This is a genomic window from Bremerella cremea, from assembly GCF_039541315.1.
Taxonomy (GTDB): Bacteria; Planctomycetota; Planctomycetia; order Pirellulales; family Pirellulaceae; genus Bremerella; species Bremerella cremea.
The window spans coordinates 340637-355698 of record NZ_BAABFZ010000004.1 but is presented as its reverse complement, the minus strand read 5'-3'; the positions used below and the strand labels follow the sequence as shown (position 1 = coordinate 355698).

Sequence of the window (15062 nt, the reverse complement as noted above, 5' to 3'; positions counted from 1 at the left end):
ATTATAATCTTTGTGCGGCCGCTAGCTGCTGGCTGCCGTCAGTGTCACAACGAACGCCTCATCATCGGCTAGCGGTGGCTCGCCGTCGTCGATAACCAGCACACGGAAAGAGACCGGCCCCGGCAAGTCGTCTGCCGTCGGGGTCCAGCGAATGACGGCATGGTTATTGTCGATCTTCTCGATCGTGGCCCCAGCCGGAGAGTCCTCGGCATCAAGGATATAGGTCAGCGTGTCCCCTGCGTTGGGATCGGTGGCGGTGATCTGAATCACCAGTTCGACACCGACCTGAGCGGTTTGATCCGGGATCGGTTCCATGTCGGGGGAAAGGTTGGGCTCGAAGTCTCCGACGAAGCATGCCAGGTACATCCCATCGTGGTCGACGGCACCATCTCCGCTGAAGGCGATGGCGAAAGCCTCGTCGGTGGCGGCAATGCTCGATGCCCGTTGATGGCCAAACGCTCCGTTGGCGGTCGACTCGTTCACGAAGAACTCGTCCGCCAACGCCGGAGTCGTTTCCGAGAGATCAATTTCCCGGGCCTTTACATTCCACCCAGTGCCATCTTCAATCCCGTCAGTCCAGGCCACCACAACCGAACCATTGGAAGTCGCGGCCAATTTGACTTCGTGCTGGTTGCCTTCCGAGGCGGCGTTGATTTGAAACTCGTCTCCAATGGCGGCTCCGCTGCTGTCGATCCTCTGACCAAACAGGTCCCAGTCGTTGCCACCTTGCGAACGGCTTTGCCAGGCAACCACGAAATCGTCACCGACCGCGACCAGACTGGCATTCGATTGGCTGAGCTCGGTCTCGGTGTTCACCAGGAACTCAGCTCCTGACTTGGCTCCGGAGGCCGTGAATGCCTGACCATAGATTCCCCAGTCGCTGCCATCCTGATGACGACTGCTCCAGGTCACCACGATCTTCCCAGAGTCGTTAATCGCCACGTCGGCGTAAGCTTGCTGGTAGATGGTGGCGGTATTGACGAGAACTTCCCCGGCGACGGCCTGACCGCTGCTGGTGAACTGGCGGAGAAACACGCCGTCGAAGTCTCCACTGCCGACGCCATCCCACACAAACGTGGCGATCCCATCCTCGGCAACGGCAACCTTGGCGTTCTGCTGCGATCCGCCGGTGGTCTGATTAATCAAGACTTCACCCGTGATCGCCGTGCCGGCCGCATCGTACCAGCGGGCAAAGATCCCGGCCCGATCGCCAGCGCCACGACCTTCCCACACCACCAGGAATCCCCCGGAAGGCAACTGAGCGACCGACGCATTGGTTTGCTCGCCAGCGATTGTTTGGTTAACCAACTGCGGGCTGCCAACGACCTGGCCGCCGGAATCGGTCCTGCGGAGATAGATACCATCGGAATCGCCCAAGCCACGTCCGGAATAGACGGCGACGAGCTCACCACTTTCGAGATACGCGGCCGAGTCCCCTTCCGATCCGACTTGATTACCGATCGTCGGATCGTTGACTAATTGATCCGCGACAATCGACGTCGCATTAAGGACGCGGCGAGTTTCCAGCGGCTCGCACGAGAAGATTCGAGATCGAGAAAGCATGAGGGCGTGGGTGAGTTAGGATGAATGAAAGACGTTGATGATCCATCATAATTACCGTTTGCTGGCATTCATCCTGAATTAGCCAGTTTCCCCGCAGGGCCCCACGAAGACGACCGCGTGGGAAGTCTTCGTGGGCACATCGGTGAAATTACATGAACGACTCGTCGAGGACGTCGTTCAGGGCCTGGTCGACTGCTTCCCCTTCCAGAGATGCCGCCGAGTTGTCGACCACCGTCACGATGAACGTTTCGGAGTCGGCCAGGCCACCACCATCGGCCACCAGTAACGTGATGGTGTAGGTGCCGGCCTGGGTCGGAGTCCAGGTAAACGTTCCGCCTGGTGTACCACCACTTGGATTGCTGATGGTCGGCTGAGCGATCTGCGCCGGAATGTTGCTCGCTTCCGCATCGATCAGGAAGGTGAACTCGTCGAACGTGTTGTCCGGATCGGTCACGCTGACGGTAAACGAGAACTCTTCATTCAAGTTCACTTCGACAGCCGTGCCGGTATCGTAAGGACTTGGCAGAACCATGTCTGGCGAGTCGTTATCAGGCACAACGATGATCGTTGACACCGCAGCAACACTATCGTTGGTTCCATCGCTGACGATGATCGTGATCGTTCGATCAGTCGTATCAGGATCTTCCGAGGCGTTGTCGTAGGTCAGCGTTCGCAGAACCAACTCGTAGTTCGCCAGCGTATCGGTACCGGTCAAGGTCAGCGTTCCGGTCGCATCGTCGTACGAGCTGGCCGTAATGTTGGTGCCGTCCGTGACCACAGCCAACAGCTCCGTTCCGTCGATCTGGTGATCGCTCAGAACGATCGTGGCCGATTCGAGGTTAGTGCTATCACTGTCGGTGATCGACAGATCGGTATCAACCACGTCCACCGCTCCGGTACCTTCGATGAAGGTATTGCTGAAGCCAGTGCCGGCGTCGTCACCATTCAGGTCGAGAACCGGGGCTTCTCCACCCAAGGTCACCGTAAAGGTGGTTTGGGCGGTCAGCGGCGTCGTGGCGTCGTCATCGCCGACCACGACTACAAAGACGAATGGCCCGGCTCCGTCGCTTTCGGAAGGAGTCCAGGTAATCTGGGCTCCCTTGTCGCTCGTCTTGGTGATCGTTGCCGAAGCGGGAATGTTGCCGCTTGGATCGGTGCGATCGAACGAGAACGTCAGCGATGCCGTGTCGGGGTCGGTCGCGGTGATATTCACCACCATTTCCTGGCCGAGATTCGCCGTCTGATCGGCGATTGCGTCAAATACAGGTGGATCGTTGACACCGATTACCGAAACGACGGTCGTTGCCGAAAGACTGTCGTTCGTTCCGTCACTCACCACGATCTCGATCGAACGATCGGTCTCGGTTGGATTCTCCGACCCATTGAAGTAAGTCAGAGTGCGAAGGACGGCCTCGTAATCGGCCAGCGTGCCGGTACCGGTCAGGGTCAGAATGCCCGTGGCCGAATCGTAGCTGGTGGTGATCGAGGTGCCGGTCGTATCGACCGCCAAGGTCTCGGCGTCGCCATCCAACAGATTGGTGATCGTCACGGTTGCCGATTCCAGTTCGGTCGAATCGGCATCGGTAATCGACAGATCGGTGTCGACGATCGCGACTGGCGTGCTCTCTTCAGTGTAGCTGGCCGTAAAGCCAGTTCCGCTATCGCCGCCATTCAAGTCGACGACTGGAGCTTCGGTCACCAGCAACTCGATGGTCAGCGACGTGGTTGCCACGGCACTATCGGAATCGCCGTCGTTCACCGTAATCTCGATCGTTCGCAGGGTGGCGTCGATTTCGGTCGCGGTGTTGTTGTAGGTCAGCGTTCGCAGAACGAGCTGGTAGTTGGCCACCGTATCGGTACCGGTCAGGCTCAGGATGCCTGTGGCGGAATCGTAACTGGCGGTGATGCTGGTTCCGGTGACATCCACGGCCAAGACTTCGCCCGTGCCATTCGGGAAGTTGACCAACTGGACCGTCGCCGATTCCAGATTGGTGCTGTCACTGTCGGTGACGGTCATTTCGCTATCGACGACTGCAACGGCACCACCTTCTTCGGTGAAGGTTGCTTCGAAGTCGATGCCCGTCTCATCACCGTTCAGATCAACGGCTGGCGGAGCCCCTGCCAACGTGACGGTAAACGACTCTTGATCGCTCAGCGGCAGGTCGCCATCGTCGTCGGTGACCAGCACCACGAAGACAAACGGGCCGGCACCGTCACTTTCGGCCGGCGTCCACGAAATAACCGCGGTGGTATCACTCGTCTTGGTGATGGTGGCCGAAGCAGGAATGGTGCTATTCGGGTCGTCGCGATCTAACTGGAAGGTGAGCGAGTCGCCGTCCGGGTCGGTCGCCGTGATCGTGATCTCGAACAGTTGACCAACCTGGGCACTCTGGTCGTCGATCGGTTCGAGGTCTGGCGAATCGTTCGTGCCGACAACGTTCACCAGGGCAGTTGCTGCAACGCTGTCATCTTCGCCATCGTTCACCACGACCGAGATTTCACGCTGCGTTTCGTCCGGATTCTGCGAGCTGTTGTCGTAAGTCAGCGTGCGCAGCACCTGCTGATAGTCCGCCAGGCTGGCCGTCCCTGAGAGGGTCAATACGCCGGTGGCTGTGTCGTAGCTGGCCGTGATCGAAGTGCCGGTCGTATCGACCGCCAAGGCTTCGGCATCGCCATCCAGCAGGTTGGTGATGGTCACCGTTGCCGAAGTCAGTTCGGTGCCATCGGTATCGTCGACCGTCAGATCAGTTCCGACAATCGAGACCGGGCCGCCATCTTCGGTGAAGGTCGACTCGAAATCGACTCCGGTACCTTCGCCATTCAGGTCAACCGTTGGGGCCTCGTTGGCTGCCAGCGTAACGGTGAAGGTTTCCTGATCGCTCAGCGGCAAGGTCGCGTCATCGTCGGTCACCAGCACCACGAAGACAAATGGGCCGGCACCGTCGCTTTCCGCTGGAGTCCACGAGATAACGGCGGTCGTGTCGCTGGTCTTCGTGATGGTCGCCGAAGCAGGGATGTTGCTGCCAACCCCGTCGCGATCCAACTGGAAGGTCAGTACGTCGCCATCCGGATCGGTGGCGGTGACGGTGATCTCGAACAGTTCGCCAACAACAACTTGCTGATCGGCGATTGGTTCGAGGTTTGGTGGATCGTTCTGGCCAACGACGTTCACGAAGGCGGTCGCGGCCACGCTATCGGAGTTGCCATCGTTCACAACGACGGTTACTTCACGCTGCGTTTCGTCTGGATTCTGCGAACTGTTGTCGTAGGTCAGCGTACGAAGTACTTGCTGATAATCTGCCAGGCTGGCTGTGCCCGAGAGGGTCAGCACGCCGGTGGCAGTGTCGTAGCTGGCCGTGATCGAAGTACCGGTCGTGTCGACCGCTAGAACTTCGGAGTCGCCGTCCAAGAGGTTCGTAATCGTCACGGTGGCCGAGGTCAGCTCGGTGCTGTCGGTATCGGTCACCACCGCATCGGTGTCGACAATCGCGACTGGGCCGCCATCTTCGGTAAAGGTCGATTCGAAGTCGACACCTTCGTCCTCACCGTTGAGGTCGACGACTGGTGACTCGTTAGCTTCCAGGGTGACGGTGAAGCTCTCCTGATCGCTCAGTGGTAACGTTGCGTCATCGTCGGTCACCAGCACCACGAAGACAAACGGGCCAGGGCCATCGCTTTCCGATGGAGTCCACGAAATCACTGCCGTGGTGTCGCTGGTCTTCGTGATTGTGGCCGAGGCAGGGATGTTGCCGCTTGGGTCGTCGCGATCGAGCTGGAAGGTCAGCACGTCGCCATCCGGATCGGTTGCGGTGACCGTGATTTCGAACAGTTCGCCGACGGTGGCAACCTGGTCGCTAATTGGTTCGAGGTCAGGCGAATCGTTTTCACCGACGACATTCACCAGCGCGATCGCGGCGATGCTGTCATCTTCGCCATCGTTCACAACAACCGAGATTTCACGCTGCGTTTCGTTCGGGTTCTGCGACGTGTTGTCGTAGGTCAGCGTGCGGAGCACTTGCTGGTATTCGGCCAACGTGCCGTTGCCCGTAATGGTCAGCACACCACCCACATAAGAAGCAACGAGCGAAGTCCCTGTCGTATCGACGGCCAGCACTTCGGCATCGCCATCGAATAGGTTCGTGATGGTCACCGTGGCGGAAGTCAGCGTGGTGCTGTCGACGTCGTCGACGATGGCGTCCGTATCGACAATCGCGACCGGGCCCCCATCTTCGGTGAAGGTCGACTCGAAGCCGGTGCCGACATCTTCGCCATTCAGGTCGACCGTTGGGGCATCGTTGACGGCTACGACCGAGATCTTTGAAACCGCTTTCACGCTGTCGCTGTTACCGTCGTTCACGGTGACTTCGATCGTGCGAACCGTTTCGTCCGGCGTATCGGAAGTGTTGTTGTAGGTTAGCGTTCGCAGAACGGCCTGGTAGTTGGCCAGGGAATCAGTACCCGTAAGCGTCAGTTCGCCGGTCGCCGAATCGTAGCTGGCGGTAATGTTCGTTCCGGTGACATCGACTGCCAGGCTTTCGGCCGTGCCATCAGGATGGTTCGTCAGAACGACCTTCGCCGATTCGAGATTCGCGCTGTCTCCATCGGTCACCGTCAGATTACTACCAACGGCCGGAACCGCGCCGCCATCTTCGGTGAAGGTTCCGTTATAGCCGGTGCCGGCATCGGGACCATTCAGGTCGACCGAAGGGGATTGATTACCGGTCGCGGAAACGACGATCGTGAAGACTTCCGAGTCGGCCAGCGGGGTCGTTCCTCGGTCAACGGCGATTACGATGATGCGGTAGGTACCAACCTGATCGGCGGTTGGGGTCCAGGTAAAGACGCCATCGGTCGTGATCTTGGCTCCAACCGGCGTATCAGTACCGATATCCGGATCGAGCAGCAAACGAATCGCGTCGCCGGTGGGGTTATCGTTCGCGTCCAGGTCGACCACGGTCGCTCCGTTGGCGAAGAGGTCGATGGTGTAGGCCTGACCAACGACAATGTTCTGCTCGGAAATCGCCGAGAGATTGAGGTCAGGGGGATTGTCGTTTCCAGGAACGCCCGAAGCGGTCAGCACGACGCGGGCTTCCAGGGATTCGAGTTGCGAGGATCGAGCCACATTGGCTCGGCGGCGGGATTTACGGGTGTGGTTGGAGTCGGAGCGCAGAAATCGAGCAAACGATCGTTTCGACATTGAGAAATGCTTCCATGCGGTGCCAGGGTCCTGAGACTAGGCGCCGAACCGTTAGTGGGGGTTTGACGGAAATTTGGGCCATTGGCGGAAATTCTACGGGTCGCAGAATTGAAGTCGAACATCGCAGATCAGATTGCGCGGATCTCGCAAATGCTTGCCTCAACTTCAACACAACCTGGCAATATAGGAAGACCAGGAAAACTCCTGCATGACCTCCTTGCCTGGCATGCGCGTTATTTTTTACCCATGCCGCCTCGTCTGTGTACGTTATAGCCACAAACACCACACGAGGCGAAGGGTTACGATTAGACGCGCTAAACTTTAAGAGAATCCGATCAAATCCCAGAAATCGGCAAACTTACCCAACTTGCGCACCAAGCCGAGCTTCTTCCAGCATCTTTACGAACGGCCCAAAATAGCGGCCGTTGTCGTGATAGGTTCGCCCACTGACGATGTTGCCATCGACGACGCAAGCGTCGTCTACGAAGATCCCGCCGCAGACCTCCAGGTCGAACTTGCACTTCGGGACGGTTGCCATCCGCCGACCTCGGACACAGTCGGCATAGGCCAGAATCTCGACCCCATGGCAGACCGAAGCGACTGGCTTGCCGTTCTCTACGAACCAGCGAGTCGCCTCGACCAGGTGCTCGTCGTAGCGAATGTATTCAGGGGCCCGGCCACCGCTAATCATGATGCCGGCATACTCTTCCGGCACGATTTCCGAGAACGCGATCTTGGCTTCGATCGTGTACCCTTCCCACTCCTTGGTAATGGTCCAGCCTGGCTTTACCTCGTGCATCACCATCTGAAATGGCCCGCGATGCGGACCAGCGACGACCGGCTCGAACCCGGCCTCTTGCAGGCGATAAAAGGGATACAGCGTATCCAAGGTTTCCGAAGCATCGCCGACGATGATCAACACTTTATCCGACACGTTAGGTTCCTTGTTGAGCCTTCAAGGCGCATTGATGGAGGTAGTTTTTACCGCGAACGATCTCGGCGGTAGTTTCAGCCAAGGTTGGAAGAATGGGAATGCCACGTGGCACCGGATGCATGAAAACTTCGGTCCAACCTTCGTACCGGATATCGACCAGAGACTGGACAATTGGTTGGAAGTCGAGTGGTCCGCGACCTGGCATCTGTTTCAGTTGCCGCTCGATCGGTAGGGGGTCGTGGGCCCCTTCGCCATGCTCCCATGCATAAAACATAACCATTCCTTCCCCCAGCTCTCGAATCAGTTGCGCCAGTTGCTGAGGATCTTGTGGCAAATGGTAGGGAGCCAGAGCGATGGCCAGGTGCTTCGAGGGTCGCATTTCCAGCAGCCATCGCAGCGAGTCTGGCGAGAAGATCAGGTTGTTAGCGTGATTCTCGATCGCGATCGTCACGCCACTTAGCTCTGCCATTTCGATGTGCGGCTTCATCTTCTCGACGAAGGTCGCCACGGCCTGTTTCAGTTCGGCCCCTTTAAGCCCTTTCGGTCCCGAGCCTCCGGTCACCATCAGGGGGCAACCCAAACGCTGGGCGAAGGCGAACTCTTTCTGCAAACCGAACGGGCCGAGATCGTAGTGAGTCAAACAGCCAAGTTTGACATCGCTCTCTTCCAGCAATTTGGCAAACTTATCTTCCCCCATCGCCTCGATTTGCTCTCGTTGGTCGCCATGCACCTTCGGCCAGATATCAATGTGGGTCGCCCCAATCTTTTTGGCTTCCGGCAGAATCTCGGCTAGTTTGCTGTAGCCATACATGCACGACGGCAGCATGTAATTCCATTGGAACGTGTCGCCGGCGGCCTGGACGGATCCAGTCCACAGCGAACCTACCGCGCCGGCGGCCAGGGCATGGAAGGTTCGCCGAGTGATGGCGTTGTTGTCAGAAGAAGTCATCGGGATTACCTTGCCGTGAAAAGGGAAGAGGAAGCTTAGACCGTCTCGTAACCGGCACGTTGAGGGCGGCTGAGATGCTGATTCGCTTCGTCATCACCCACGAACATCTCTCCCTTCGGATCCCATGTCAACTTTTTACCAAGCCGCATCGAGATGTTACCCAAGTGACAGGTACTCACACTGCGGTGCTGACTTTCGATGTCGGAAACCGGAGTTTTTCGCGAGGCAACGCAGTCGAAGAAGTTACCCATATGATTCACGATCGCATCGAGCTTGCCGGCCCGCTCCGGGCGTTCGAGATTATCGAAGTCGTACAGCACGAAGTCTTCGCGCGGTAGCTTTCGCTCGGTCGGTGCTCCGTCAAGCGTCCCCCGATTCACAAAGATGCGTCCCTTGTCGCCGGTGAACATCACCCCGTTGCGGCCGTTGTCGGCGACCGTCATCTCGACACCATTATCAAGGCGATAGGTGACGTGGTAGTCGACCGCCACGTTGTAACCATCTTCGACGGATGGCATCTTGGCGGTGCCTTCAATCTCGACAGGCGTTCCGCCGGCACCCCACTGGGCAATGTCGATATGGTGTGCCCCCCAGTCGGTCATCTGCCCGCCACTGTATTCGTACCACCAGCGGAACGTGTAATGGCAGCGTTCCGGAATATAGGGAACGTCAGGCGTCTGCCCTTGCCACATGTCCCAGTTCAAAATCTTCGGAACGGGTTGCGTCGCAAATGGACCGCCGGTCTTGTTCTTTCCTAGGACGACGTCCACTTTTTGAAGCTTGCCGACCCAGCCTTGGCGAACCATTTCGACCGCCGTGCGGAAACGGATATCACTGCGTTGCCACGAGCCGACTTGGACGACGCGGCCCGTTTCTTTCACGACCTCACGCAGCTTCTTGCCTTCGTCGATCGTAAGCGTCAGCGGCTTTTCGCAGTAAACATCTTTCCCGGCTCGGCAGGCATCGATCACCATCTTCGTGTGCCAATGATCTGGCGTGCCGATCATTACCACATCCACATCGTCGCGGGCCAAAAGATCGCGGTAGTCTTCCATGATGGCCGATTTACCACCGAAGTCGGACTTCGCCTTTTCAAGGATCTCGCGATCGACATCGGCCAATGCCACGATATCGCCATGAGCCGCCGCCTTCTCGGTAATCACCGCGCCTTGATAACGCAGGCCAATCGCACCCACACCGATCCGGCTATTGGCATCGCGTGGCTTGTCTTCGGCCTGGGTCGAGGAAAGGGCACCGAACACCATCGAGGTCGACGCCGCGGCAGAGACCTGAGAAATCCACTGACGTCGATTCAGGGCATAAGAACGCATGATTGGCTCCAGGGCAGGGAAGGGCGAGGAGAATAATTGGGGGAGTGTTGATCGCGTGCATCGCGATGCGGTGCCCCTATGCTCGCGAACCAGCCCACGGCAAGCAATCCGCAAATGCGTATTCGCTCTCCGTTATTTTGTCAGACGCGATCAGACCTCGGTCGCATGCTTTCGCTCCAGCCGGAACTTGCCAGGCGGCATGCCGTACCATTGCCGGAACGTTTCGGCCAAGTGCTGCGTGCGTCGGAAGCCGCACTTGGTCGCGATGGCGGCTAAATTCAAGTCGGTATGCGTCAGCATTTCCTCCACTCGCAAAAGCTTCAAGCGAATCAGTTCCTGGTTAGGAGATCGCCCGAGCAGTTGCCGTAGTCCGCGTTCCAGCGAGCTGCGTGAAATTGCCACCGCTTTCAAGACATCAGAAACCGAGATCCCTTCGCACGCATGCTCTCGCATGAAGAGCAATGCCCCGGCTAGTTCTGGATCGTCGACAGCCACGATATCGGACGAAAGCCGCGTGACAATTCCCAGCGGTTCGACCAGGACCGGAGTCTTCGGAGGCTTTCCGCCTTGCATCAAATGATCGAGCAACTCGGCAGCGCGGTAACCAATCGCGGTGCCGTTTAGTTCAACACTGGAAAGAGGTGTCGAAGCCATTGTGCAGAGCGAAGCGTCGTTTTCGACCCCGACCACGGCGACTTCTTCAGGTACGCTCGCGCCGCATCGTTTGCACGCGTCCAGCAGCCAGAAGCCAAGCTGGTCGGTACACGCCATCACGCCGACCGGCTTGGGCAATGCATGAATCCAGTCGGCCAACTCTTGCTGGGCTCGTTCCCACTGCGTTGGTTGTTCGCGACGATTGCGGGGATGATAGCTTGTCGCTTCAAACCCGTGGTCCGCGACCGTTTGCACGAAGTTCTCGCAACGCTGCTGAAAGTACTCTTCTTCCCCCAGTTGATAGACCGCGAAGTTGCGAAAGCCACGTTCCAGAAAATGCTCGGCCACCAGCTTGCCGAGCGAGCAGTTGTTGACGCCAACAAAGGGAAAGGAATGCTTCAGACGCGTAGCTCGCAGTTCGACCGTCGGAACTCGGGCCCCTTTGACGGCGTCGACCATGGCCTGCGAGCCACTGCGGGTCAAGATTCCGTTGCCATGCCATCCCGGTAGCCAGGGCGGGGCAGGGGACTGAAGGGAACGCGACTCGACAAACAACGACCAAGGACCTTGCTCGGTGACGTATTTCCGCACGCCGTGCAGCAGTTCGCGACCATAGGTGCGCGACGTTTCAATCAGCAAGGCAACGTGCGGCGTGGTGTTTTGGGCGGGCATGGGTGGCAAGCATAGAGAGGAGAGGCGGGACCAGCCGCCCGATTCTAGCCGTGGTAGAAACAAATTGAAATCTGCTTACCTGCCAGCCGGTAGGACAGGTTTTGACGATTCTTACGTTCCTAGCAGACGCATCGCCTATGCCAGAATAAGGTTTCCTTGAACCCGCAATCGCTAGCGGTTCGATGCAGAACCAGAGCCAGGGTCGTCGATGAAGCCACTAGCAAGATCCCCAGCCTTTGGGGATACCGGCTATGGAGAGCTGGTTACCTTCGAAATCTATCAATCGCCTGGTTCAGCCAGGACGGACGAGTTCCATGGATGGTCTCACTTTTCGTCGAGCGTCTTACGTACTGCTCTGGATCGCTGCCGTTGGCATGCCGGGGATCGGCGTCCCTGAAGTCGCTGCAGGGGAAGCGGTCGACTATCTGCTATTCGACGATTCGTGTGCTCAAGATCTGAGTTGTGGCGACGACCTGATTGGTTGTCATCCGGGAAGTTGCCAATCATTGTGCTGCCGGCAACAACTCACCGGCGACTGGTTCGGCCGGCGTTCGAGCCTTGCCCAGCATGGCATCACGCTGGATGCCGACGTCACGCAGTTTTACTTTGGCGTAGCCAGTGGCGGCCTCAACCAGCGTTTCGATTACGGCGGGCATGGAGACTACGTCGTCAATATCGATATGGGCAAACTCGCCAACCGAGAAGGCTTGTTCGTGAAGCTTCGCGCCGAACATCGTTTTGGCCAAACGATTGCCAACGATACCGGTTCATTCTTTCCGCCAACGATTTCGGCCAATCTGCCAGTCAGCGACAGCAACGACTTGTATCTGACGAACGTGTTATTCACGCAGGCTTTGTCAGAATCGTTCGCCCTGTTTGCCGGTAAGCTCGATACGTTCGACGGCGACCAGAATGCCTTCGCCCACGGACGCGGGAAAACGCAGTTCTCGAACTTGGGCTTTGTTGTGAACCCAGCTTTGATCCGGACGGTTCCCTATTCGACGCTCGGGGCAGGGTTTGTGCTGATGGACGAAGGGCTTCCCTATTTCACCTTCACGGCCATGAACGCCACCGATACCGCGAATTCAGCGGGTTTCAATCAATTGTTCGAAGAAGGGGTGGCCCTGATCGCCGAGTTGCGTCTGCCGACTGAATTTTATGGCCTGCCTGGCCATCAAACCTTTGGTGGGACGTGGAACAGTCGCGAATACACCACTCTTGGCCAAGACCCACGTATCATCCTGCCCGATGTCCCCATCAATCAGCAGTCCGGCTCGTGGGCGTTGTATTACAACTTCGACCAATACTTGTCGGTCGATGCCTGCGATCCGACGAAGGGGTGGGGCGTTTTCGGCCGTGCCGCGATCACCGACGATCGCACGAACCCAGTCGCCTGGTTCCTGAGTACCGGTCTGGGGGGTAACAGCTGGCTGTATGGCCGTGAAGCCGACACGTTTGGTATTGGTTGGTACTACAGCTCGACGAGCGACGAGATTGGCCCGCTGCTCCAGGCAGTCACTGGTCCGCTCGGGGCGGGAAACACGACCGAGCTCTTCTACAACATCGAAGTCACCCCGTGGTTCCGGCTGACGCCAGATATTCAGATTATCGACTCCGCTCGCGAACGGGTGGACACCGCAATTGTGGTGGGTCTGCGTGGCCAGGTGATCTTCTAAACGAGCCCCTGCCCAGGTGACCACTGCCGAAAACCACTGACCGAATCCACATTCGGTTGGGAAGAAATCTGGCTTCCACCAGGAAAAAAACCTCACCCGAAATATCGCAAAACCGTATCACAAAGATAACTATTCTGGCGAAAGCGTAACGTGCAGAAAACGCCCGATCTCTCGCTTTAAATGCAGTTCGTTTTCCAAACGCTCTCTCAACTGCTCAATTTCGCCACACTCGCCACACTGCCCTGACCGCGGGCAAATGACGTGCCTCTGGCCCCCGCTACAGGCCTCTTCCTGGGCAATCTGCGTGGTTTTTATTGATTGTGGAAAACCGCGTAAGCATAATCGAATGCACCCACTTTACGCATAGCACTAGAACAGTGCATCCAACCCGCACAACGCATACACACCATACCCCCTCTTCTTCCTAGAGCAGTCACAGCATGGGAAGGCATAGCGAGGCAGCCCCCGTTCTCATGGAGCACATGATGCATCAATCGACGTCTACCGATGAATGGTCGTTCGGACGCATCTTGTCGGCTTGCTGGCGATTCAAGTGGCGCGGAATTCTAGCCGGTTCTGTCGTGATTGGATTGGCCATCGCCGCCCTGTTGATTTTGCCGAAGGTCTACGCGTCTGAAGCGAAGCTTTTCGTCCGTCTCGGTCGCGAAAACATGGGGCTGGATCCGACAGCCACGACCGGTGGCACCGTGGCCATCACCGCGACCCGCGACACCGAAATGAACTCGATTCTCGAGCACCTTCACAGCACCAAGCTGTTGGAAGAAGTCCTCTCGAAGACATCACCCGGTTTCGAGGATCTCGATCCTATCGATCGTCAACTCGCTCTGAACAATCTCGACAAGTCAATCTCGGTCGACTCGCCTCGTGGCTCAACCGTGATCATCATTCACCTGGAAGACTTCAGCCCGACCGACGCTCAGGCCAAGCTGCAGACGTTCGTCGATGCTTACCTGGCGGACCACATCCGCATCAATCGCAACCTTCGCTCGCACGATTTTTTTGAAGAGCAGTCGTCGCTGCTTAAGCATCAATTGGCCGATGCCCGCAATGCCCTTCGCGACGCCAAGACGAACGCCGGAATCGCTTCGATCGATGGGAAACGCAATACGGTCGAAGGTCAGATCGACAAAGCGGAACTCAGGTTGCAGGAAGTCGAAGTCTCGCTCTCGGCCGTCGCCGCAGAAGTGGAGTCGCTCGAGACCTCGCTGCAAGATGTCCCCGAAGAACTGTTGGCTCAGTTTGTCGAGGGCACCCCGAACGATGGCCTGGCGGCGATGCGTCAACGGTTGTTTGAACTACGGACCCAGGAGAAAGAAATCCTCTCGAAGTTCACTTCTTCGCATCCCGAAGCGATTGCCATTTCACAATTGGTCTCGGATGTCGAACAGGCACTCTCCGAAGCCGAGCACAACCGTGCCAATCTGATGCAGGCCGTTCTGGCCCGCAAACAAGCGGACGAAGCTTCGCTGACGGTCCAGCAAGGAAAGCTCCAAGGCCAGTTGGTTCAGCTGACCGGCCAGCTGAAGCAATTGAACGAAAACGAAGCTTTGATCGGATCGCTTTCCGACGAGGTTACCCAGTTAGAATCGAAGTACCTGGCTTACGTTGGCGATCGTGAACAGGCCCGTCTCGACGAGGCCCTGCGAACCGACCAGATCACCAATGTCAGCATTCTGCAGGAAGCCACAATCTCGCCGCTGGCGATTCGCCCTCAAAAGGCAACCGTTCTGCTGCTCGCTGGCGTGATTGGCATGCTTGCCGGTCTTGGCATCGTGCTGACCTCTGAACAGTTCAACCCCAGCAAACCATCGTCGGCTGCCAAGCCGCCCCACGGTAATCCACGCGACAGCCAAGCAGCTCGCAACGGTGCCGAAACGAATGGTTTCGAATCGCCCCCGCGCAACGGCCACAGTACCGCACAACTCAACGGAAGTGCCACGGTCAACGGAAACGGCGTAGGCCCCCATACCGCTTCTAGTAACTCGCACTGACTTGAATTGGCGATCGCAGCAATTGGTTTCACCATCTGCTTCCGCCACTTGGACGACGTTGTCCAATAGCCAAT

General features: G+C 57.6%; 8 protein-coding genes. 2 read left to right on the top strand and 6 right to left on the bottom strand.

The features are described 5' to 3' along the window. Positions 1-21: 21 nt before the first annotated feature. The 6 genes from ABD890_RS16100 to ABD890_RS16075 all read right to left on the bottom strand — a co-directional run bounded on the left by ABD890_RS16100 (position 22) and on the right by ABD890_RS16075 (position 11300). Positions 22-1563: a putative Ig domain-containing protein gene (locus ABD890_RS16100; protein ID WP_345091785.1), complete on the bottom strand. Its 1542-nt coding sequence runs from the start codon at positions 1561-1563 to the stop codon at positions 22-24. Positions 1564-1711: 148 nt separating this feature from the next. Beyond that, the gene (locus ABD890_RS16095) at positions 1712-6685 is read right to left on the bottom strand and encodes a beta strand repeat-containing protein (protein ID WP_345091782.1); all 4974 of its coding nucleotides are present in this window, start codon (positions 6683-6685) and stop codon (positions 1712-1714) included. A 433-nt stretch (positions 6686-7118) separates the two neighbouring features. Beyond that, the gene (locus tag ABD890_RS16090; protein WP_345091779.1) at positions 7119-7694 is read right to left on the bottom strand and encodes a DJ-1/PfpI family protein; all 576 of its coding nucleotides are present in this window, start codon (positions 7692-7694) and stop codon (positions 7119-7121) included. A 1-nt stretch (position 7695) separates the two neighbouring features. Then, positions 7696-8643, bottom strand: a complete 948-nt coding sequence (locus ABD890_RS16085) for a sugar phosphate isomerase/epimerase family protein (protein ID WP_345091777.1) — start codon at positions 8641-8643, stop codon at positions 7696-7698. Positions 8644-8678: 35 nt separating this feature from the next. After that, positions 8679-9974 (bottom strand): Gfo/Idh/MocA family protein, encoded by a 1296-nt coding sequence (locus tag ABD890_RS16080; RefSeq protein WP_345091775.1) that lies wholly within the window; start codon positions 9972-9974, stop codon positions 8679-8681. A gap of 150 nt (positions 9975-10124) precedes the next feature. Then, the gene (locus tag ABD890_RS16075) at positions 10125-11300 is read right to left on the bottom strand and encodes a XylR family transcriptional regulator (protein ID WP_345091773.1); all 1176 of its coding nucleotides are present in this window, start codon (positions 11298-11300) and stop codon (positions 10125-10127) included. Positions 11301-11614: 314 nt separating this feature from the next. Here ABD890_RS16075 and ABD890_RS16070 point away from each other — a divergent pair, with 314 nt between their 5' ends. After that, positions 11615-12976 (top strand): carbohydrate porin, encoded by a 1362-nt coding sequence (locus ABD890_RS16070; protein ID WP_345091770.1) that lies wholly within the window; start codon positions 11615-11617, stop codon positions 12974-12976. Between the two features lie 482 nt (positions 12977-13458). Next, entirely contained in the window at positions 13459-14988 is a 1530-nt protein-coding gene (locus ABD890_RS16065) for a GumC family protein (protein ID WP_345091766.1), read from the top strand. The last annotated feature ends 74 nt before the right edge of the window (positions 14989-15062 follow it).

Bases quoted from the DNA above. Each gene is read 5' to 3' on its own strand.
- ABD890_RS16080 (WP_345091775.1), bottom strand. From the start codon at position 9,974: ATGCGTTCTTATGCCCTGAATCGACGTCAGTGGATTTCTCAGGTCTCT.
- ABD890_RS16070 (WP_345091770.1), top strand. From the start codon at position 11,615: ATGGATGGTCTCACTTTTCGTCGAGCGTCTTACGTACTGCTCTGGATC.
- ABD890_RS16100 (WP_345091785.1), bottom strand. From the start codon at position 1,563: ATGCTTTCTCGATCTCGAATCTTCTCGTGCGAGCCGCTGGAAACTCGC.
- ABD890_RS16065 (WP_345091766.1), top strand. From the start codon at position 13,459: ATGATGCATCAATCGACGTCTACCGATGAATGGTCGTTCGGACGCATC.
- ABD890_RS16085 (WP_345091777.1), bottom strand. From the start codon at position 8,643: ATGACTTCTTCTGACAACAACGCCATCACTCGGCGAACCTTCCATGCC.
- ABD890_RS16075 (WP_345091773.1), bottom strand. From the start codon at position 11,300: ATGCCCGCCCAAAACACCACGCCGCACGTTGCCTTGCTGATTGAAACG.